Raw genomic sequence first — 21,195 nt, 5'->3', positions numbered from 1 at the left:
ATATTGTAGTAGAAAGAATAAAATTTTCTATAGAATTAAAAAGAAAAATCCCATGCCGGATGACAGGAAAAGATGAATTGCATCTTAATCTGTGATCGGACATGGGATTTATGTTTTAGGATTATTCAATGCCGAATTCTTTTAATAGTTTGTTTTGGTACTCGATGTCTTTTGCGGCACGTTCCAGATCGTTGTAGCGTTTGGCTTTTAGGAGATATTTGGTTAATTGGTTTAATTCTGCTATTATTTCAGCTCTACCTTCCTCTCTTGCGTCCTCTTTCAAAGTCTTTTCATACAAGTCTTTATCGTATGTCGTTAAGATCATGTGCAACACCTCCGTTTGGTATAGCGCAGATAATTTACTTAGTTCCATTCAATTCAATGCCAAATTCTTTTAATAGTTTCTTTTGGTATTCGATGTCTTTTGCGGCATGTTCCAGATCGTTGTAGCGTTTGGCATTTAGAAGACATATGGTTAATTGGTTTAATTCTGCTCTGGTTTCAGCGCGTCCTTCCTCTCTGCCTTGAACGCGTCCTGTCATAAGCCCTTCTTCTCTTGCATCTTCCTTCAAAGTCTTCTCATATAAGTCTTTATCATATGTCGTCAGGATCATATTCGTCACCTCCGCTCGATGTTTCTTGAGAAAATCTGCCAGCACATCCTGGTGAATACAGGTATCAATTGCCTTTTCTAATGCATCTTCCACAGAAGGTTCCGACTGTATATATTCCCTGACACATTGGACGAATATGGAATATTCTTCAAGCCTTCTGCAGTGCTTCATCAGTTCCTGATTGTGACCATAGTTGATGTTCAACATGGTTGCGGTGCATTCCAGGCAAGGTGCTTCGTTATCTGTATTTTCAAAGCAGTCTGAAAGCCTTAATTCCATGGAATCTGGCTGGTTTTTTGTACCATTGTAAAAGACAATATATTTCGGCTTTGGAAGCCGTACTCTTTTTTCATGGTAGATCATCAGATTATTATCTGCAACATACCCTTCATATAACCGGGAGAAATAAAAGACTCCGCGAAGCGGCATGTTTGGGTTAAAAGTGCTTTGATGCTCATACAGATTCATGGTTCCGCCAACCAAAAAGGATACATCATTTTTCATGGACAGATAAAGGACATCTTCCAATGTATTTACTTCCAGGTCATCGGGATTCTGATAGTCTGTGTGGTTGATCGCATTATAAAGCTGCAGCAGATCTTCTTTGTTATTAAAGACCATTCTCCATAACCGGTCCTTATACTGCCGGTTGTGGGTTTGTTTGCTATGGCGAGATTTCTTCTTTTGTTTTTCCATTGCTTACCTCCATTATAATAGAAAACAGTTCATAAGTAAATTCGCCAGAGCTCATGTTTCATGTAGATATATAATTTTTTCTACAATCAAAGAATTCATATATCATATATGATTCGATTTTCTACATACGCCTATTCAAATGCTACTGGAGTTCTTGGTGAAAAGCAATTAAAAAAGAATAAAATTTTCTATGGAATTAAAAAGAAAAATCCCATGCCGGATGACAGAAAAAGATGAATTGCATCTTAGTTTGTGATCGGACATGGAATTTATGTTTTAGGATTATTCAATACCAAATTCTTTTAATAGTTTCTTTTGGTACTCGATGTCTTTTGCGGCACGTTCCAGATCGTTGTAGCGTTTGGCTTTTAGGAGATATTTGGTTAATTGGTTTAATTCTGCTATTATTTCAGCTCTGCCTTCTTCTCTACCTTCCTCTCTTGCGTCCTCTTTCAAAGTCTTTTCATACAAGTCTTTATCGTATGTCGTTAAGATCATGTGCAACACCTCCGTTTGGTATAGCGCAGATAATTTATTGGGTTCTACTCAATGCCATATTCTTTCAGCAACTTTTTTTGATATTCAATATCTTTAGAAGCACGCTCCAAGTCTTTGGAGCGGTTATCATTAAAAAGGTATTTAGCTAGTAAGATTCCTGACTCAAGTCCTTCTTCTCTGGCATCTTCCTTCAAGGCTTTCTCATATAAGTCTTTGTCATATGTTGTTAAGATCATATTTGTTACCTCCGTTTGGCATAACGTAGATAATTTACTTAGTGTTATTCAATTCAATGCCAAATTCTTTTAATAGTTTCTTTTGATATTCGATATCTTCGGTAGCACGTTCGAGGTCGCTGTAGCGCTTGGATTTTAAAAGATATTTGTTTAGCTGATTTAGATATTCCATACCTTCTTCTCTACCTTCTTCTCTGGCATCTTCCTTCAAGGTTTTCTCATATAAGTCTTTATCATATGTCGTCAGGATCATATTTGTCACCTCCGCTCGATGTTTCTTGAGAAAATCTGCCAACACATCCTGGTGAATACAGGTATCAATTGCCTTTTCTAATGCATCTTCCACAGAAGGTTCCGACTGTATATATTCCCTGACACATTGGACGAATATGGAATATTCTTCAAGCCTTCTGCAATGCTTCATCAGTTCCTGATTGTGACCATAGTTGATATTCAACATGGTTGCGGTGCATTCCAGGCAAGGTGCTTCGTTATCTGTATTTTCAAAGCAGTCTGAAAGCTTTAACTCCATGGAATCTGGCTGGTTTTTTGTACCATTGTAAAAGACAATATATTTCGGCTTTGGAAGCCGGACTCTTTTTTCATGGTAGATCATCAGATTATTATCTGCAACATACCCTTCATATACCCGGGAGAAATAAAAGACTCCGCGAAGCGGCATGTTTGGGTTAAAAGTGCTTTGATGCTCATACAGATTCATGGTTCCGCCGACCAAAAAGGATACATCATTTTTCATGGACAGATAAAGGACATCTTCCAATGTATTTACTTCCAGGTCATCGGGATTCTGATAGTCCGTGTGGTTGATCGCATTATAAAGCTGCAGCAGATCTTCTTTGTTATTAAAGATCATTCTCCATAACCGGTCCTTATACTGCCGGTTGTGGGTTTGTTTGCTATGGCGAGATTTCTTCTTTTGTTTTTCCATTGCTTACCTCCATTATAATAGAAAACAGTTCATAAGTAAATTCGCCATATCTCATGTTTCATGTAGATATATAATTTTTTCTACAATCAAAGAATTCATATATGATATATGATTCGATTTTCTACATACGCCTATTCAGATGGTACTGGAGTCTTTTGCGAAAAGCAATTAAAAAAGAATAAAATTTTAAGATAATTAAAAGGCACCGTCCGATCATATTCCGTGATCAGACAATGCCTGTATAATTCTTATTCATTCATGTAATGATATCTCTCATAATGCCATTCATTTAAGTTAATGCATTGCTGAGAATTTTAAGCAGTTCAAGTACGCTTACAAACTGCTGTGTAGAGTTACCTTCAATCCAGCGGACGATGCCCTGCCAGGATGAATTCTGGCGGTATCTGACATTGAGAAAGAAAGTCCCTTTTTGTCCACGATTCTCGATGAAATCTTCCGGTGACCGTACTTTATCAAGCTGGTCAACACATGAAAACTGGGTTGAAGTGAAAGAACGTGCGCTGGTGGAGGCCTGTGGAAATTCGAGTTTGTCGAAGAAATCATCAGCTAATTCGATCAGCTGAAGGATATTGGTGAATTTCCAGGGTTCTTTGCTGTAGCAGTGATAAATGCGACCGGACAGCTCTCCATCATTAATATTATCAATACACATGTTAATAAAGTTTGGTGCATACCAACTGATTTGATAGCTCTGTTCCATAAATTATCCCCATTTCTGCCCTGCTGCGAAGATAACATGATTGCAGCTTACCAGGTTTTATTCTCAGTATTGAACTGAATCGGTGAATCTTGCCGGTCTACTTCGGCTACAGAGGACACGAAGTAGTCCAGGTACTGCTTCCAGCTTTTATGCTCTCTGGAGAAGTATCTCTGGATTCTGTCGAAAATCATGCTGCAGTTCTCTTTATTCGTACCAACGAGAAGTATCAGAAACTGTGATGGGCTGTATTTGGTAAAGGAGTCTCCTTTACGCAGACACTGCTGGATCGTATTCTGAAGCTCGCCTGAAAGAACTTCAAGCTTGTCCGGCTTGTCCATCGGCATTCCTTTTCCGTTGGTGATGCTACATAACATTAAGTATACAGACTGTCCGTTCCTCTCAATGATTCGGGAAACAAGGCGGTAACTGTCACGGAAACTTGGCAGGCTGCAGTAAAAAGCACCGCCGCGTACATCGTCCTCTTTCAGACGTTCTTTGATGTCGCCGAGTTCCTGTGGTTTGTAGTTAAGACGGCTGCTCATCTGCTCGAACTGCTGCATCATATGTTCAGAAGGGCGGATTCCAAGCTCTTCGAAAAATAATTTGGCAGTGTTCTCATATTCCTGCACAGCATCCTTATAGCGGTTCAGTGCCATATAGCAGTCGATGCGGATGGATTGCCATTCATCGAACGGATATAACTGACATGCCGGCTCACAGAAACGAAGCGTCTCTTCATAATCTCCGGTTCGATTCAGAAGCTTACAGAGCTCCTGAAGGGATTCGGAATAAATATTCTTATATTGTACGCTTTCAACAAGAACCCATTCATCGCCCGAGAGTTCCGGAAGAAATTCCCCACGGTACATCAGACAGATCTTCTTAAGAAGTGCCAGCTTTTTTACCTTATCGGTACACGCCTGCACGTCTTTTGACAGAACCTTAAACTGATGTGCATCAACTTCAGTCGGCATCGGAGCATCCCATCGGTAAATACCTTTTTTGATGTTGATATAATCATGGCTCGGAAGTCCGGCGTCTACGATGATCTTTTTAAGACGGTGTGCGGTTACCCGAAGGTTGTTGGCAGCATCGGCAAGTTCTTCTCTTCCGTACAGTTCATCAAGAAGCTTATCTCTGGAGATACCGGTATCGCCATGGTAGAGTAATATCTGCAACAATTTCATTGCTTTTGTCGTTGTGTTGCGTCCGAATGATACGGGAATCTCTCCGTAGCTTGCTGAGAATCCTCCGAATAAACGAACCTTTAAGACAGGTAAATGATCACTCATAAATTAACCCCCAATTTTACTATTGTGATGGTTTATAACTGACTTCTATTGTAATGGTCTTTGATTTCTTTGTCAAATAAATTAAAGCATTTTAGACCAAATAACTTCTTTTAATGTTTTTGTTATGCTATAATTTTTCTAGTTGAGTTTTTGGGACTGTTTTAGTGTGAAAAAGAAGGGAGGAATTCTGTGCAGCAGAAAGGCTTATATGAACAAAAACGACGCTGGCAGAGGATTTTTCTTTTCTTTTTTCTGCTATTTCTGACAGGTGTACTGATACCTGGCGGATGTGCATCGGGTGGGAAAAAAAGCCAGTCCGGGAAAAAGGGAGATCTGAGAGATCCGTCGGCGCAGGTGCTTCAGACGGAGGCTTCCAGTGAAGTGACATATGGAAATGACCTGGTTGTACTGGATGCATCCCATACGGCAGATGGCTATGTGATGATCTGTTATAATGGAAGTAATGAAAAAGTCAAGATCCAGGTGACATCCCCGGATGGCACAGAGTATACCTATCCGGTTACGGTTGTTGGTGATTATGCGGTTTATCCGCTTCCGGGCGGGAATGGTTCTTATAAGGTAACACTTCTGGAGAGTGTGTCTGTAGATGACAATCTGTATGCGGTAAGCTTTACCCAGGATCTGGACGTACAGATCACAGATGAATTTGCCCCGTTTCTGCATCCGAATTATTATGTGAATTTCACGGCAGATTCCAAGTGTGTAAAAAAGGGCGAGAGCCTTGCCGGAAAGGATTGCTATTCTGATCTGGATGTGGTAACGCAGATTTATAATTTTGTAATTAAAAATATTTCCTATGATAAAAAGAAAGCGGAGAATGTTCCGTATGGGTACACACCGGATCCGGATGAGACACTGGATACCGGGAAAGGAATCTGTTTTGATTATGCGGCGCTGATGTCGGCAATGCTCCGGTCGCAGCGGATTCCGACGAAGCTGGAGGTCGGCTATTCCGGTGATGTGTATCATGCATGGATCAGCTGTTATGTTGATGAGATCGGCTGGGTGGATAACATCATTGAATTTGATGGAAAGAACTGGTCGATCATGGATCCGACACTTGCTGCAAACAACAGTGCTTCGGATGTGAAGAAGTATGTGGGAAATGGAAAGAATTATGTCACAAAGTATACCTATTAGATAAAAGGAAGCCGGATAAGAAGAATGTGGCAGGAATGTGAAAAGGAGGATGGCATATATGGAAAAGCGGACACAGCAGGGGAAGCTTACGAATCTGGAAATTGCTTCGTTCTGCAGTGAAATGGCAATGATCCTGAAGTCCGGGATTTCTTCCCTGGAGGGAGTTGATCTTCTCCGGGAGGATGCGCAGACGAAGGCAGAAAAAGAGCTGCTGGATGAGATTTATCAGTCGGTGATGGATACGGGCAGGCTGGATCAGGCACTGGAAGAGACGAAAGTATTTCCGGAGTATCTGATCCGTATGACGCAGATCGGAGAAGAGACAGGAGCTTTAGATGAAGTAATGGAATCTCTGGCAGAGCATTATGAACGTGAGGAAGCAATCAGGAGAAGTATCCGGAGTGCCATCTCCTACCCTCTTCTGATGATCGGAATGATGCTGGTGATCATTATCATTTTGATGACAAAGGTTATGCCGGTATTTGATCAGGTGTTCCGCCAGCTTGGCCAGGAAATGACCGGATTTTCAAGAGGGATCCTGCTTGCAGGCAATGCTCTTTCCAGATATTCGGCGGTGTTTGCGGTACTTTTGGCGGTGATCGTCTGTGCGGGTATTTATTTTACAAAGACAGAGAGCGGCAGAAAGAAAATGTATCACATCGGATCCGGGTTTGCATTTTCAAGGGAGCTGAAGGATAAGCTGTCGGCATGCCGGTTTGCAGGTGGAATGTCACTGGCACTGAAAAGCGGACTGACGCCGGAACAGGGAATGGAATTTTCGGAGAACCTGATCGAGGATGATGATTTCCGGAAGAAAGTAGCAGGATGCAAAGCGGATATGGAAAATGGAACGGATATCGCAGAGGCGCTGGTGAAGGCCGGAATTTTCACGGGTGTTTATGCGCGGATGACATCCATTGCCGGGAAAGCCGGAATGATGGATGAGGTGATGGGAAGGATTGCCGATGAGTGTGAGGAGGAAGTGGATGAAAAGCTTTCTTCGATGATCGCAGTTCTGGAACCGACGCTGGTGATCATCCTGTCGGTGATCGTCGGAACGATCCTTCTGTCGGTTATGCTTCCGCTTCTTGGAATTATGTCAGGACTTTAGGAGGCGTATGCTATGTGGAGAAAAGAACGGGAACGGTTTTATCACGGAAAACGGCAGCGACCACTTCGGAATTTCTGTCTGTCCCTTCTGCTGTTTGTATGTATCTGCAGTGCTTTTTTCAGTGGTTTTGAAAGGCTTTCGGACACAACGAGACGCAGGCAGAAGGAAAGTCTGGAAAATGCACTCTGGCGTGGTGTGACGCAGTACTATGCGTTGGAGGGACACTATCCGGAGACGCTTGATGATCTGACAGAAAACTGTGGGATCCAGTATGACAAGAAGCAGTTTTTTATTGATTATCAGATTGCCGGTGCCAATATTCTTCCGGACATTACGGTGATCGAACGATAGGAGGAAATGGACATGAAGCGTAGAAATGAAAAAAAGCATGTGATTGATTTCCTTTTTCCTCTAGCAGTCTTCTTCGTGCTGGCGGCATCATCGGTCGCCATTGTGGTTCTTGCATCGGGATTTTACAGCCGGCAGGTGAAGACCTCGTCGGATTCCTATTCGGGACGGACAGCACTTGCCTATGTGACGGAGAAAATGCACCAGAATGATGAAAATGGTGCGATAGCAGACGGAACTTTTGATGGGGAAAATGCTCTCGTGATCCGGCAGCGTTATGGTGAGAAGGAATATGTGACATATCTGTATGCGTATGATGGATACTTAAGAGAGCTTTTTATCCAGGATGGAACGGAAGCAAAGGCATCCGATGGACGGAAGATCCTGGAAACAAAGGACTTCGAGGCGAAGGAAACTTCAAATGGGATTTTTCATCTGTATTGTGAAAATGAAGATGGGAAAAAGACAGATACATTTGTCAGTGTGAAGAGTGCTGCAAGATAGATTGGAGAAGAGTTATGGAACGGACACCGGCAAAGCGTTCCAGCCTGTTTTTGCTGGAACTGATGATTGCAATTTTATTTTTTTGTCTTGCCTCGGCGGTGTGTGTGCAGATTTTTGTGAAGGCGCACACGATCAGCCGCGAGACACAGGAACTGAATACGGCGCTTGAGAAGGTTTCCGGGTATACAGAGCTTTTTCTTGCGGATGAGCTGACGGAGGACACAGAGGTCTTCTATGACGCAGACTGGCAGGAATGTAGTAAGGATGAGGCTTCGTATGAGATCGTGATCCGGGTGGAGCCGGATGGAAAGCTTTTGCATGGAACATTTACGGTGCAACGCCTGTCCGGAGAACAGCCGGAAGAAATCTATTCGGTGGAAACAGACCGGATGACAGGCACGGAAAGGGAGTGACGGGATGAAGAAAAAGAAACGGGGATCGTACCCGGGGATTCAGATCGGAACGTCGTACCTGCTTGTGATCTTTGTGATCCTGTGTCTGGTGACATTTGCCACACTCTCGCTGTCAAGTGCAAAAAGGGATCAGAGTTATAGCCAGCAGCTTGCCAGCCGGGAAACGGCGTATTGTGAGGCAAATGCAAAAGCGGCGCAGATCATGGCGCAGATTGATGATGCATTTGCAAAAGAGGATCCTGTATTTGCGATTCGGCAGATTGAGGGCGTGACAGCTGAAGAAGACGGAGAGAATCTGGATATTTTCTTTGTGGTTCCGGTCACGGACAGTCAGAATCTGGAAGTCGAGATCCTGGCAGATCCGGTAAAGGGAACGCAGAAGGTTGTAAAATGGAAAGAGTCAGCATCTGAGAAATGGGAAGAAAAGTCAACACTTCCGGTACTTGGAAGCGACTGACGCGAAAGGAGTTTGGGCTATGGATATCATTGTACTGCTTCAGCAGGCAGTTTCAAATCATGCATCGGATATATTTGTTGTAGCAGGTCTTCCGGTTTCTTATCGGGCAAATGGAAGAATCTGCAGGGAGAAGGAAGAAAAGCTGATGCCACCGCAGACGAAAGAATGCGTTGAGGAATTATATAAGCTGGCAGGAGGACGGGACATCCGGGTTCTTGAAGAAAAAGGAGATGATGATTTTTCTTTTGCTATTCCGGGACTTTCAAGATTCCGTGTCAGTGCGTACAAACAGAGGGGCGCGCTCTCTGCCGTTATCCGTGTGATCACATTTGAACTGCCGGAGCCGAATGAGATCGGGATTCCGGACCCGGTGATGAGCTTTTATAACCTGTCAAAAGGTCTGGTGCTTGTGACGGGACCGGCGGGAAGTGGAAAATCCACTACGCTTGCCTGTCTGGTGGATAAGATCAATCATTCAATGGAAAAGCATATCATTACGCTGGAAGATCCGATCGAGTATCTGCACCGGCATGATAAAAGTATTGTAAGCCAGAGGGAAATCAACGTGGATACGGAAAGCTACGTTAATGCGCTACGTGCTTCGCTCCGGCAGAGTCCGGATGTGATCCTGCTTGGTGAAATGCGTGATTATGAGACGATCGATGTGGCAATGACAGCAGCGGAAACCGGGCATCTGGTATTTTCTACCCTGCATACGATCGGAGCAGCAAATACGGTTGACCGTATCATTGATGTATTTCCGGCAAACCAGCAGAGGCAGATTGCAGTTCAGCTGTCCATGGTATTGCAGGCTGTAATTTCACAGCAGCTTGTGCCGACAGTGGATGGAAAACAGGTCCCGGTATTTGAGGTCATGACGATCACTCCGGCGATCCGCAATATGATCCGCGATAATAAGGTTCCGCAGATTGATGGGATCGTGTATTCATCTAATAAAGAAGAAATGCATTCGATGGATTTTGGTCTTCTGAATCTGTATAAAGAGGGAAGGATCACGGCGGAGACGGCTCTCTCCTATGCATCAAATCCGGAAATGTTGAAGAAAAAGCTATAGAAAAGCATAACAGGAAGGGGCTGCGGTGAAGCAGTCTCTTCCTGTTTATCGTCAGTGTTTTAAGATTTAGTCAAGGGCTGCAATTGCTTCGATCACGATATCATATTGTTTTTTGACATCGGCGATCATACCGTCAAGGTTGTCATATTCCTGGCTGCGGAGCTTTTCGGTCAGAGCGCTGCTGGCATTGTAAAGTGTAGTAAATCCAAGGTTTATGGCAACACCTTTTAAGGTGTGCATTGCACGAAATGCAGTTTCGTAGTTCTTTTTAGTCCAGGATTCTTCAAATAAAGCCATATTGTTGTCCTGCGGAAATTTGAGGACAAATTTGCGTACCATATTTTCATTCATAAACCGGTGAAGAATATCATTATAATCGCCACCAATTTTTACATAACATTCTTGAAGTGTCATTGTCTACAGTCCTTTCTGAACTTTTTTATCTTTGTGAAATCCGTATATTTTTGACCCAACATCTTAACATGATTGTAGCATGACGTGTTACACTTTACAAGGAATTTCGTATTATGGATTATTATGGTAATGAAAAAGGCTTATTCCTTCGAAGAAATTTCATCCTTTAACTGATCGTACCATTCTTTAGTCTGTGCTTCGTTGCTGCTGTTCAGAAAAATGGTGGTATTTTTTGTTTTGATCTGGAGGATCGGAGCGTGTTCGATCCAGATGTACATCTGGCAATGCCCTGTTTTGCTGCCGCGGAAATTACCGAGAAGTTTGCTGTTATCTTCGGAGCCATCAGACCGGTAGAATTTTTCATCCGGCAGATTATCCAGAAGAGTTACTGATTCCACATCGGCAAGAGCAAAGGTTGCTGTTTTATAGCCGGATGTAATAGAATACTGGGCAGCATTTTCCGTCAGGCGGATCGGTGTAAAATCAATCCGGATACAGAGGATACACATCCAGAGGAGAAGAAGCCCAGTGCCGACGAGCATTCCTCCGGTGACATATTTCGCAGAAGGGTGTCCGTAGTTCAGAGAATAATTCATGCTGTTCACACGGTCCTGTACAAAATACCGTTTGTCATTTGGATTGTTGTACCAGCCTTTTCGCCAGTAATAGTCGTCATCAATATAAAATGGTGTGCTGTCCTGGGCGAGGATCCGCTCTTTTTCTTTACGTAGCCAGAAAAACACGATCAATATGATGGCAGTTGGTATCAGTTCGAGGAAAATGTAGATTCCCATTCCAACTCCGCCAATCCAGTTGCTGGATGCAATATCCCGGATGATCCCGAGATAGGCGCCGGTATTGCAAATGTTGGAGAGGAAAAGGAATACGGTGTATAAACGCTTTTCCAGTGCGTTGATCTGCAGGTTGATCTGTGAATTTTCACTGTAAATTTTGTTTGGCATATGGGCGAAGAAATAGCCGACACCCATGTAAGCTGTCGAAACAAGAATTGTGCAGAGGAACATGATTCTGCCATCACTTTCGTTCAGAAGATAAGTACGGATTTGAGGGAAAAACAGCGGGATCAGGATCACTGCAGCCGGGATCAGATGAAGCTTTGCCGGCAGTATCTTTTTCGCAATTTGTGAGGAAGTGCGGGTATCCACTGCAGCGGACACATCTGCATTTGCTGAGCTGATCCATCCATTTTTCTGCTTAATGTCGTATACTTTCTGGTGATAATGATAGACACGGAGGATGGTAAGAAGGCAGAATTCTACTAACCACAGTGTCCATACGGTAATAAAAATAGAAAAGTAAGTAAAGCAAAGCAGGCATACCGCAATTCCTGCCAGCATGTTCCACAAATAAAACTGGCGGTTACGCTTTTTATAAAGCTGGAGAAGCTCTTTTATGTCGGGATGTTCAAGCTCGGATTTGGGAATATGGACTCCCATCAGCATTCCTTCCCGGTATTTTGCAATATTTCCATAGACTCCGGCAAAGATGCCGACCATGGAAATGTCTGTAATTAAAAATATAATCAGCATCATCATTTCGCTGTTACCTCCATTTCGTTAAATGCTCTCTGGCAGAGTTCCAGGAAGTCTGTCAGATTCATGCCGTGGAACTTTGCTTCTGCGCTTAAAAGTTCCAGTTCGTCTGCCAGCTTTTCGTCAAAGCGGTTATCTTGTGGAGCAGAGCAAGTGGGATAACAGATGGTTGTTCCCTTGCGTCGGTCTGTCTCGAGAAAGCCTTCTGCCTTCAAAAGCTGGTAAGCTTTGCTGGCGGTCATGGTATTGATTCCGAGATCGGTTGCCATCTGGCGGACAGTCGGAAGTGATTCCCCCGGCTCGAATTCACCACGTCCGATTCCTTTGACAATCTCGTTGCGCAGCTGAAGGTAGATTGGGACTTCGGACTGCATGTTGATCTTGATAATCATATATCAGCATCTCCTTTCTGTGAGATTTATTTGTATTATATCATATAATACAAATAATACAATAGGAGGATGAAAAAAATCAGGAAAAATATATACGCGCTTTCAAGGTGCAAATAGATCTTAGAATTTGCTCCTATGAAAGCGCGTATGTCAGTTTCCTAATTTTTTATGTGATTTGTGTTTTGATTAAGTTAAACAAATAGCGGGCAAATATTCGCCTGACTAAAATTGTAAAAGTTTAAAAACATTTTTTACAGCCTGGTAATTTTGCGAGCTAAATGGGTTAAAAGGATTGGCTGTTTGTATGGTGTAAATTAATAAAATTCTGCATATAGACACGGATTTCCTCCATCTGCTCTTTTGTAACCGGATTGCTGTATGAAATCCGGTCGATAATTCGGTTTAAATAGTCATTCTCTGCTATAATATCAAAGCTTTCTTTGAAGTTAATATCGAAGAAATAGACGATATAAGATACCCAGTAATCCATCTGTGTGACGCGGTCTGCGGAAAGGATACATTTATTTTCAAACACTGTTTCGTATACCTTTTGGGTTATATTCTGTGTACCGAGTTCTTCTTCAGAAACGTTAATAAAGGTGCTTGTGGAGTCTACGAGCTTTACACGGCAGTTGTCCAATTTGTCCTCATCACGGATCAGCTTTGCGTGTAAAAGTGTCTGCGGATCTGAGATCTCAGGGAGTTCATAATCGCTGTGGTGGGCGATTGCAGTGTAAATGATGGAGTCCCATTTATCCTCCGGAAGAAAGCGGCGGATCATGCCTTCATCAAAGAGCACCTTTACACCGTAAGCAGCGTGATCCATTGTGCCCGGCTCAAAGCTGTCGTAGCGCTTTAACTGTTCAAAACGTCCGATGTCGTGAAGTAGTGCAATGAGTCTTGTAAGGTCGGTGTCTTCGGCTGAAAGATGCATCCTTCCGGCAAGCTCTTCTGCCTGCTTTACAACGCCGTAGGTGTGGATGATCTTTAATTTGATGCGGTCATTTTCGCGGTCGTATCCGTTAAGGTAAGATTCAAATTCTTGTTGTGCGAGTGGATAGTACATGAAGTTAAGCCTCCTGAAAATGTATGGTTAGTGATTAAAAGCTTTATGAATATGATAACACAAATTTTATTCTTTTTTAATTGCTTCTGCCAGAAGAAACCAGTATTATTTGAAATAAGGCGAATGTAGAAAATCAAATCATATGATGCCTGTATCAATCAGGACGTGTTGGCAGATTTTCTCAAGAAACATCGAGCGGAGGTGTTGGAAATGATTTTGACAACATATAATAAAAAATTGCATGAGAAGACATTAAGAAGAGAAGGGCGTGATGAAGGGATACAAAATATCAATCGACTGAACGGGTATCTGTTAGCAGATAAAAGATACAGTGATTTAGAACGCTCAACAAAAGATCCTGAGTATCAGGAAAAACTCCTGAAAGAATATGGAATAGAGTAAAATAAGAATCCCGTGTCTGCTCGCAGGATAAAGTGCAAGTTACTTTCTCCTGCGCCGGACACGGGAATTTTCTTTTTTATAATTGCGGATTTCTTCTAAAATACTATTGATTGTCATAAAAATACCCCTCTATTCAGAAATCCCAATAAATTCATAAGCGATCCGCGGAGTCCCGTCACTGACGTAAATAATCCCACATTCTTCAAATCCATTCTGCTTAAAGCAAGCCTGCATTGGTTTATTATCCTTGTGGGTATCTACACGCAGATGTGAGATCTGTGTCTTGCAAAAATCAAAGCAAGCCCGTGCAATCCCTTTGGTTGTTCCGTCAGATGCAAGGCGGTGAACGGTTCCGTATGGAGCCTCGGAACGCCAGCTTCCATTTTCAATGAGTTGATAGTTCGGCTCGTCTCCGATGATAAGTGTGAAGGTGGCAACGACCTTATCATTTTCTACGCAGATATAACTGTTACCATTCTGGATATCCAGTTCGAGATCTTCGAGAGCCGGATAATTTGCATTCCACTGTGTCGGGTTTCCGGTTGCGTGCATGAACTGGCGTGCGGTGTTAAAAATATTTAAAATCGTGTCTATATCTTCTGGAAGTGTTTTTCTGATTAACATAGTGATTCGTTACCTTTATCTGTTTTTTGCTGTATATGAAGTATAACATTTGAAATAAAAAAAGAAAAGGTGGAGAAGAAAACTGAAAGATAGAATCCCTTGCCATTCCCCCACCGCAATGATAAAATCTAAGAAACAGTGGTGCGAAAAGGAGTTGAGAAGACGATGCCAAAAGTATTCAATACAACAGCAGTATGCATACTGGAAGAACATTATATGGTCGATATATCCAGACGGCTGGAGGAGATCAAAAGCCTCGTAGATGCCGGCAAATATTTTACGATCAACCGTGCGCGACAATATGGAAAGACAACAACACTTCGTGCATTGTATCGCTATCTGCAAAAAGAATATTATGTTGTTCTTCTGGATTTTCAGACTTTTGATAATGATAAATTTGAAAATGGAAATGTTTTTTCGGCAGCATTTATCAATTCATTTTTGCGGTCGTTAAAAAGAAATACTCTTTCACCAGAACTGGAAGATACGATAAAAAATATTTTGCATAGTACGGATTATACAGATAAATATTTTTCGTTAAAAGAGCTGTTTGAACAGTTGAGTGATCTCTGTGCGGCAGCAGAAAAAAAGATTGTACTGATGATTGATGAGGTTGACAGTGCATCGAATAACCAGGTGTTTCTGGATTTTCTTGCGCAGCTTCGTGCTCAGTATATCGAAAGGGATATACAGCCGACATTCCGATCTGTTATTTTGGCGGGTGTATATGACGTAAAGAATTTAAGGCGGAAAATCCGTCCGGATGAAGTTCATAAATATAACAGTCCGTGGAATATTGCAGCGGATTTTAAAGTAGATATGAGCTTTTCAAGAGAAGAAATTGCAGGAATGCTCGATGAGTATGAAAAAGATTATCATACAGGAATGGATGTGGAATTACTCGCCGGACTGATCAGAGAGTATACATCCGGATATCCATTCCTGGTGTCGAGAATATGTCAGCTTCTGGATGAGGAAATCAGTGTGAAGAAGGAGTATGGCGATAAGAAAAGTGCGTGGACGAAGAAGGGATTTCTGGAAGCGGTAAGGATTTTGCTTTCAGAAAAAAATATGCTGTTTGAGTCGTTGCGTGAAAAATTGGAAAGCTATCAGGAACTGAACAGTATGCTCTATTCACTTTTATTTACGGGAAAAGCGATTGTGTATAATTATTATGAGACATCAATCAATATTGCGACCATGTTCGGCTTTGTGAAAAATGAAAATGGAGTGCTTGCAGTTTCCAACCGTATTTTTGAAACATGGTTATATAATCTGTATTTGTCATCTGCGGAGATGCAGAAGAAGGAAATCTATGCGGCATCGTTGATTGACAAGAATCAGTTTATCACAAATGGGTATTTGAATATGCGATTGGTTCTTGAAAAATTTGTACAGCATTTTCAGGATTTATATGGTGACAGTGATGAGACATTTCTTGAAGATGAAGGTAGAAAATATTTTCTTTTGTATTTAAGACCGATCATCAATGGAACAGGCAATTATTATATAGAGACTCAAACCAGAGAGCAGAAACGGACCGATATTATTGTAGACTATTTGGGTGAACAGTATATTATCGAAATGAAGATCTGGCATGGAAAGGAATATAATAATCGTGGGGAAAATCAGTTGATAGAATATCTTGATGATTATCATGTGAAGAAAGGATATATGATCAGCTTTAATTTTAACAGGAAAAAAGAAACTGGTGTCAAAGAAATTACAATTGACGGAAAGACAATTATAGAAGCAATTGTGTAACAGTCAGAATTAAAAATTGTGTAACAATCAGAATTAAAAAATGCCAGGCAGGATACAGCATGCAAAGGAGGAAAAGGGATTGCTGTACCCTGTCTGGCGTTTTCGTATATGGGAAGCTTGGGGGGATTTCCCATATACGATTTACTGAATTTTATCGAATGTAATGTGGGCATTTGGGGAATGCACCACAATCTTATAATCATTTGGATAATATCTTGTAGAGAATACGAATTCTCCGTCATTTACAAATACTTCAACGGAAGAAGTATCTGCAAGGATTTTTACATTTTCCAGAGTGCCGACTTCGGCGTATCGAAGGCTTCTGCCTGCGGATACGGAAGTTTTACTTTTGTTTGTGAAATGCATCTGGAACCGTCCATTCTCATAGTCAAGAATCAGTTCATCTGAAAGGACAGCCTGGAAATGATTCTCCTTGATTCCATCTACATTTACTTCATATACCGGGCAGCCGCTCTGGGTAAGTTCGTTCTGAACATCCTGAAGCTGCTGTTTTTTTGCATCAAGCTCGCGGACCGGTTTCTGGCAGACCTTGCCATCTTTTACAAAGACTTCTCTTGGAAATGTAAAGCAGTGCTGCCATCCGTCTTTGATGGTCGGATTGGTATATTCTTCGCAATCCGGCATTCCCATCCAGCTGATATGGATGCGTCTTCCATCTTCTGCTTCGAAGCTCTGCGGAGCGTAATAGTCAAAACCATAATCCCACAGATGATATGGGGATAACTTGTAGGAACCTAAAATGTCGCCGTCCACAAGGAAGTAACCGGACTGGTATACATTTCGGTCATCCCACTCTCCGCCTTCCAGACCCTGGACAGATGCGGAAAGAATTTTTGTGCCATCTGTTTCAAAGTAATCCGGGCATTCCCACATGTAACCGAAAGGCTTTTCAGATTCTACACGGCTGCGGAACTTCCAGTTTACCTTGTCAGAAGACTCAAAAATCAATGCCTGACCGACATCATTTTTAGTACGTGCGCCCTGGATCATGTAGTAGGTATCGCCCTTTTTCCAGACCTTCGGATCGCGCACATGGCAGGTCAGATCAGAAGGATAATCGCTGTTGCGGAGCAGTTCTTTTTTGCTGCCAAAATGGATTCCGTCTTTGGTTGTGACGAGTACGGTATTTGCCTCACGGCCGGTGTTGATATAATCAAAATCTCCATCTTCCAGCTTGACATTTCCGGTGTAGTAAAGATACATCGTACCGTCTTCAAGGAAGGTAGATCCGGAATATACACCGTGGCAGTCAAATGGCTGATCCGGGTAGAGAGATACACCTTTGTATTCCCAGTCGATCAGATTGGTGCTGGTGTAATGGCCCCACATTTTCACACCGCCTTCGGCATTAAATGGGGAGTACTGGAAAAATGCGTGGAACACACCATCCATCTGACAAAGTCCGTTCGGATCGTTGAGCCAGCCAACCGGAGGCATCAGGTGCAGCTTCTCACGGAACTGCGCGCCGGATGTCTGTTCTTTTGCTGCCTGATTCTCTTCTGCTATATTTACCAATTTTACAAGGTCTCTGGTTAATGCGTTCATATGATTCTCTCCTGAAAATAGTTCCGCAGGCAACGGTCCGAAAACCGTAGTGATACGGATATCCGGCACCCGCCGCGGGAGGCAAATCTGATTATTTGTCATGAGTTATTTTATTTCGTAAGTTTCATAACAGATGATTTACCGGTTACAGTGCCGGGTGCGGCACATTCTACAGAATCATACAGATCTGTATTGGTAATGATCATCATGGTTGTTGCCGGATGTCCGGCTTCTTTTATTGCATTTAAATCTGCTTCGATCAGTACATCTCCGGCGTGTACTTTTGCGCCGTCAGATACTTTCTTTGTAAATCCATTTCCATCCATTTTTACAGTGTCGATTCCGACGTGGATCAGAAGCTCTGCACCACCGTCTGTCAGGATGCATACGGCATGACCGGTCTCAAAAATGCTTACAACTTCGCCGTCGCAAGGTGCTTTGATCACGCCGTCAGAAGGTTCAATGGCTACTGTTTTTCCAAGAACTTCGGCAGCAAAGGTGCTATCAACAATCTGGTCATTTGGAATAACTGTTCCGTTTACCGGAGCATTTAAAATTTCTTCGGAAGAAGCTGGTTCTGTATTATCTGAGGCTGTTTCGGTTTCGGAAGCAGCAGGTTCTTCGCTGGCTGTTTCCTCTACGGAAGCTGCAACAGTAACAGGAGCCTCTGCGACTGGCTCTTTCTTCTCGTCTTTGTAAAGTACGAAGGAAACTGCAAATGCAACACCGACTGCGATTGCCATCTCAATGACGTACTGAAGTGGCTGGTTCAGGCAGAGCAGGATTCCGAAGATACCGGTTACGCCTGTTCCTTTTGCACCGAGGTGAACAAGGGAAGCATAAAGGGCTCCGCATCCGCCACCGATGCATCCGGCGATAAATGGTTTAAAGAATCTTAAGTTTACACCAAAGATTGCAGGTTCTGTAATTCCCATAAATGCACTGAGTGATGATGGAAGTGCAAGGGATTTGATCTTCTGGTCTTTTGACTTTACAGCAACGGCAAGTGCTGCTGCACCCTGTGCCACGTTTGCCGCACTTGCGAGTGGCAGCCAGTAGGTCACACCGTATTTTGCAAGCTGTCCGATATCGATGGCTGTGTACATCTGATGGATACCGGTAACAACGGTCGGTGCATATAAACCACCCATGATCAGGCTTCCAAGTCCGAGCGGAAGTGTCAGCATCCACTGGATTGCTCCGAGGATTGCATTTTCAGCCCATACGAAGATTGGTCCGACGATGGAAAGTGTAAGGTATCCGGTTACGAATACGCTGACAAGTGGTGTGACAAAAAGGTCTAAAACTTCCGGTACGATCTTGTGAAGCTTCTTTTCAAGTACGGATAAGATCCATACAGCGATGACAACCGGAATGACGTGTCCCTGATAGCCGACCATGTCAATGTGATACAGTCCGAAGAACACGCTCTGTGTCTGCTGGACACCTTCTGTTGCAACGGTGTAGGCATTCTGCAGGGACGGATGAATCATGATCATACCGATAACTGCGCCAAGGTAAGGGTTTGCGCCAAATGCTTTTGCAGCTGAGAAGGCGATCAGGATCTGCAGGAATGTGTAAGCAATGTTACTGAAAAGGGTTGCAAATACATAGATCGAGCTGGTTGTGCTGATGTGTAAGAATCCGTTGCTGTTCATGAAATCCAGTGCGTTCATGATTCCCATAAGGAAACCGCTGGCTACGATCGCCGGGATGATCGGTACGAAAATGTCTCCCAGAAGCTTGATGGCTTTCATAAACCAGTTCTGCTTTTCGGCAGCAGCTTCTTTTGCTTCTGCTTTCGTGCTGGCTGTGATGCCTGCGATTGCAATAAATTCATCAAATACTTTGTTGACGGTTCCTGTTCCGAGAATGATCTGGAGCTGTCCGGATGCTTCAAATACACCCTTTACCCCGTCTACATTCTCAAGTGCTGTCTTATCCGCTTTCGTGTTGTCTGCAATGACAAGGCGAAGTCTGGTAGCACAATGGGCAGCAGATACGATGTTCTTGCTTCCACCCACATGATTCAGAATTTCCTGTGCGGTTTTTCTGTAATCCATGTTCTCTCCTCCTTTAGATATAATGTGTAATCGATTTCATATCTTATGCTTAAATAATATGAAAAAAATGCCATTTGTAAAGATGGCATTTTTACTGATAATTCATATTCATTTTTGTGAAAAGTGTTGAAAGAAACTTTCGTTTCCTTTTGAAACTCCGGGAAAGCAGGAAAATCAGGTCTGATTTTCAGAGTCCGAAAGGTCTGTTCCAACAAGGCGAAAGCCGAGCTTCATCTCGATTGGAATCTGTTCTCCTCTTTCAATACTGTCAAGAAGCAGCTCTGCACCGCGGATTCCACTGGTTTTGTAGCCAAAATGTATGGTCGGGATTCCACCGGTGACGGCTTTTAACATCTGGTTGTCACCAAATCCGGTTACCCGGATGGACGTATTTTCAAGGATATAGCGCATTCTTGCACCTGCATCGGCTGCATTTGCCGGAACCTGCTTTTTTAAGTAGGTCTGAATGGCTTCAATTGCTCCCGCTGCTATGGTATCGGTTGCACACGATATGACATCGATATCACATTTGCTTTCCAAAAGATCCAGTGCAGCCTCATATCCGGATTCCAGGGTAAATGCCGAAGTCCGCTTATTTTCTTCTAAAAGTGTGATGCCCGCATTTTTGAGTCCTGCGATAAATCCGTCCTCTCTTGCGGCACCTGCAGCTTTGTCATCACGGGTAACGCCGATGTAAGCAACTCCTTTTTTACTGAATCCGGCAACGACCTGTCCCATTGCCTTTCCTGCACCGTAATCGTCGTGGTAAATGCAGTTTGCGTGTGAGGTGCGCTGCCCGATCACGACAACAGGAACCTTTGTTTCTTTTAAAAATTTCCGGTGACCGGCGGTGAACATCGTACCGACCAGGATGATTCCGTCTACCGGATAATTTTCAAATAACCGGAGGTATTCTACTTCCTTTGCAGGGGTGTTGTCGGTTCCGGCAAGAAGCATCTGATAGCCTCTTTCGGCGAGAACACTTTCAATTCCGGCAGTGATCCGGCTGATGGATTCGGAATTGATCTTCGGGACGACTACGCCCACCAGGCTTGCCTTTTTGGTACGAAGCATACGCGCCTGTGCGGATGGCTGGTATCCGGTCTCTTCGATGACTTTACGGATCTGTTCCTTTTTTCCTTCACTGACATAGCCGCCGTTTAAGTATCTGGATACAGCTGCGCTGGAGACACCGGCGAGTTGTGCGATTTCTTTGATGGTCATAATATAAAAATCTCCTTCTTATACAACAAGTATAAAAAGGAGATTTCAGGAT

24 protein-coding genes are annotated in these 21,195 nt (G+C 43.0%); 9 read left to right on the top strand and 15 right to left on the bottom strand.

What is annotated here, in order from left to right:
• Positions 1-121: 121 nt before the first annotated feature.
• The 7 genes from ACYQ5K_RS10425 to ACYQ5K_RS10395 form a co-directional block, all read right to left on the bottom strand.
• Positions 122-325: a hypothetical protein gene (locus ACYQ5K_RS10425; RefSeq protein WP_173689700.1), complete on the bottom strand. Its 204-nt coding sequence runs from the start codon at positions 323-325 to the stop codon at positions 122-124.
• A gap of 34 nt (positions 326-359) precedes the next feature.
• Entirely contained in the window at positions 360-1,310 is a 951-nt protein-coding gene (locus ACYQ5K_RS10420; RefSeq protein WP_459777539.1) for an RpnC/YadD family protein, read from the bottom strand.
• Positions 1,311-1,592: 282 nt separating this feature from the next.
• Positions 1,593-1,808 carry a hypothetical protein gene (locus tag ACYQ5K_RS10415; protein ID WP_173689692.1) on the bottom strand — a complete coding sequence of 72 codons (216 nt, stop codon included), beginning with the start codon at positions 1,806-1,808 and terminating at the stop codon, positions 1,593-1,595.
• Between the two features lie 44 nt (positions 1,809-1,852).
• Positions 1,853-2,044: a hypothetical protein gene (locus tag ACYQ5K_RS10410; protein ID WP_173689693.1), complete on the bottom strand. Its 192-nt coding sequence runs from the start codon at positions 2,042-2,044 to the stop codon at positions 1,853-1,855.
• Positions 2,045-2,078: 34 nt separating this feature from the next.
• Entirely contained in the window at positions 2,079-2,993 is a 915-nt protein-coding gene (locus ACYQ5K_RS10405) for a hypothetical protein (protein ID WP_459777538.1), read from the bottom strand.
• 289 nt (positions 2,994-3,282) lie between these two features.
• Positions 3,283-3,714, bottom strand: a complete 432-nt coding sequence (locus ACYQ5K_RS10400; protein ID WP_055248734.1) for a hypothetical protein — start codon at positions 3,712-3,714, stop codon at positions 3,283-3,285.
• Positions 3,715-3,761: 47 nt separating this feature from the next.
• Positions 3,762-5,006 carry a BTAD domain-containing putative transcriptional regulator gene (locus tag ACYQ5K_RS10395; protein ID WP_055248732.1) on the bottom strand — a complete coding sequence of 415 codons (1,245 nt, stop codon included), beginning with the start codon at positions 5,004-5,006 and terminating at the stop codon, positions 3,762-3,764.
• A gap of 189 nt (positions 5,007-5,195) precedes the next feature.
• On the opposite strand from ACYQ5K_RS10395, the gene ACYQ5K_RS10390 reads away from it, so the two are divergent.
• The 7 genes from ACYQ5K_RS10390 to ACYQ5K_RS10360 are packed head-to-tail and all read left to right on the top strand — an operon-like array spanning position 5,196 to position 10,075.
• The gene (locus tag ACYQ5K_RS10390) at positions 5,196-6,167 is read left to right on the top strand and encodes a transglutaminase-like domain-containing protein (protein ID WP_242860819.1); all 972 of its coding nucleotides are present in this window, start codon (positions 5,196-5,198) and stop codon (positions 6,165-6,167) included.
• 58 nt (positions 6,168-6,225) lie between these two features.
• Entirely contained in the window at positions 6,226-7,278 is a 1,053-nt protein-coding gene (locus tag ACYQ5K_RS10385; RefSeq protein ID WP_055248730.1) for a type II secretion system F family protein, read from the top strand.
• 12 nt (positions 7,279-7,290) lie between these two features.
• On the top strand, positions 7,291-7,629 hold the full coding sequence (locus tag ACYQ5K_RS10380) for a hypothetical protein (RefSeq protein ID WP_055248727.1): 339 nt from the start codon (positions 7,291-7,293) through the stop codon (positions 7,627-7,629).
• Positions 7,630-7,641: 12 nt separating this feature from the next.
• Positions 7,642-8,130 (top strand): DUF4860 domain-containing protein, encoded by a 489-nt coding sequence (locus tag ACYQ5K_RS10375; protein WP_055248725.1) that lies wholly within the window; start codon positions 7,642-7,644, stop codon positions 8,128-8,130.
• Between the two features lie 14 nt (positions 8,131-8,144).
• Positions 8,145-8,543: a hypothetical protein gene (locus ACYQ5K_RS10370; RefSeq protein WP_055248723.1), complete on the top strand. Its 399-nt coding sequence runs from the start codon at positions 8,145-8,147 to the stop codon at positions 8,541-8,543.
• 4 nt (positions 8,544-8,547) lie between these two features.
• Positions 8,548-9,000, top strand: a complete 453-nt coding sequence (locus tag ACYQ5K_RS10365) for a hypothetical protein (RefSeq protein ID WP_055248721.1) — start codon at positions 8,548-8,550, stop codon at positions 8,998-9,000.
• A gap of 19 nt (positions 9,001-9,019) precedes the next feature.
• Entirely contained in the window at positions 9,020-10,075 is a 1,056-nt protein-coding gene (locus ACYQ5K_RS10360) for a type IV pilus twitching motility protein PilT (protein ID WP_055248719.1), read from the top strand.
• A gap of 66 nt (positions 10,076-10,141) precedes the next feature.
• Here ACYQ5K_RS10360 and ACYQ5K_RS10355 read toward each other — a convergent pair whose 3' ends face one another.
• The 4 genes from ACYQ5K_RS10355 to ACYQ5K_RS10340 all read right to left on the bottom strand — a co-directional run bounded on the left by ACYQ5K_RS10355 (position 10,142) and on the right by ACYQ5K_RS10340 (position 13,500).
• Positions 10,142-10,489 carry an Hpt domain-containing protein gene (locus ACYQ5K_RS10355; protein ID WP_055248717.1) on the bottom strand — a complete coding sequence of 116 codons (348 nt, stop codon included), beginning with the start codon at positions 10,487-10,489 and terminating at the stop codon, positions 10,142-10,144.
• 140 nt (positions 10,490-10,629) lie between these two features.
• A complete protein-coding gene (locus tag ACYQ5K_RS10350; protein ID WP_055248716.1) occupies positions 10,630-12,045 on the bottom strand; it encodes a hypothetical protein in 1,416 nt (471 codons plus the stop codon).
• Positions 12,042-12,434 (bottom strand): GntR family transcriptional regulator, encoded by a 393-nt coding sequence (locus ACYQ5K_RS10345; protein ID WP_055248714.1) that lies wholly within the window; start codon positions 12,432-12,434, stop codon positions 12,042-12,044. Before ACYQ5K_RS10345 ends, ACYQ5K_RS10350 begins: the two co-directional genes overlap by 4 nt.
• A gap of 283 nt (positions 12,435-12,717) precedes the next feature.
• On the bottom strand, positions 12,718-13,500 hold the full coding sequence (locus ACYQ5K_RS10340) for an HD domain-containing protein (protein WP_173689258.1): 783 nt from the start codon (positions 13,498-13,500) through the stop codon (positions 12,718-12,720).
• Positions 13,501-13,710: 210 nt separating this feature from the next.
• Between ACYQ5K_RS10340 and ACYQ5K_RS10335 the strand changes: the two genes are divergently transcribed.
• A complete protein-coding gene (locus ACYQ5K_RS10335) occupies positions 13,711-13,902 on the top strand; it encodes a hypothetical protein (RefSeq protein ID WP_173689259.1) in 192 nt (63 codons plus the stop codon).
• A 129-nt stretch (positions 13,903-14,031) separates the two neighbouring features.
• On the opposite strand, the gene ACYQ5K_RS10330 is transcribed toward ACYQ5K_RS10335, so the two are convergent.
• The gene (locus tag ACYQ5K_RS10330) at positions 14,032-14,526 is read right to left on the bottom strand and encodes a GNAT family N-acetyltransferase (protein WP_173689260.1); all 495 of its coding nucleotides are present in this window, start codon (positions 14,524-14,526) and stop codon (positions 14,032-14,034) included.
• A 165-nt stretch (positions 14,527-14,691) separates the two neighbouring features.
• Between ACYQ5K_RS10330 and ACYQ5K_RS10325 the strand changes: the two genes are divergently transcribed.
• Positions 14,692-16,290: an AAA-like domain-containing protein gene (locus ACYQ5K_RS10325; protein ID WP_459777537.1), complete on the top strand. Its 1,599-nt coding sequence runs from the start codon at positions 14,692-14,694 to the stop codon at positions 16,288-16,290.
• Between the two features lie 141 nt (positions 16,291-16,431).
• Here the strand turns inward: ACYQ5K_RS10325 and ACYQ5K_RS10320 are convergent, their stop codons facing one another.
• The 3 genes from ACYQ5K_RS10320 to ACYQ5K_RS10310 all read right to left on the bottom strand — a co-directional run bounded on the left by ACYQ5K_RS10320 (position 16,432) and on the right by ACYQ5K_RS10310 (position 21,143).
• The gene (locus ACYQ5K_RS10320) at positions 16,432-17,856 is read right to left on the bottom strand and encodes a glycoside hydrolase family 32 protein (RefSeq protein ID WP_459777536.1); all 1,425 of its coding nucleotides are present in this window, start codon (positions 17,854-17,856) and stop codon (positions 16,432-16,434) included.
• A 110-nt stretch (positions 17,857-17,966) separates the two neighbouring features.
• Positions 17,967-19,919, bottom strand: a complete 1,953-nt coding sequence (locus tag ACYQ5K_RS10315) for a glucose PTS transporter subunit IIA (protein WP_459777535.1) — start codon at positions 19,917-19,919, stop codon at positions 17,967-17,969.
• 174 nt (positions 19,920-20,093) lie between these two features.
• Positions 20,094-21,143 carry a LacI family DNA-binding transcriptional regulator gene (locus ACYQ5K_RS10310; protein ID WP_459777534.1) on the bottom strand — a complete coding sequence of 350 codons (1,050 nt, stop codon included), beginning with the start codon at positions 21,141-21,143 and terminating at the stop codon, positions 20,094-20,096.
• Positions 21,144-21,195: the final 52 nt, after the last annotated feature.

The organism is Allocoprococcus similis (assembly GCF_054660775.1).
The sequence above is the reverse complement of the archived record's forward strand: the minus strand, read 5'-3'. Positions and strand labels throughout refer to the sequence as shown.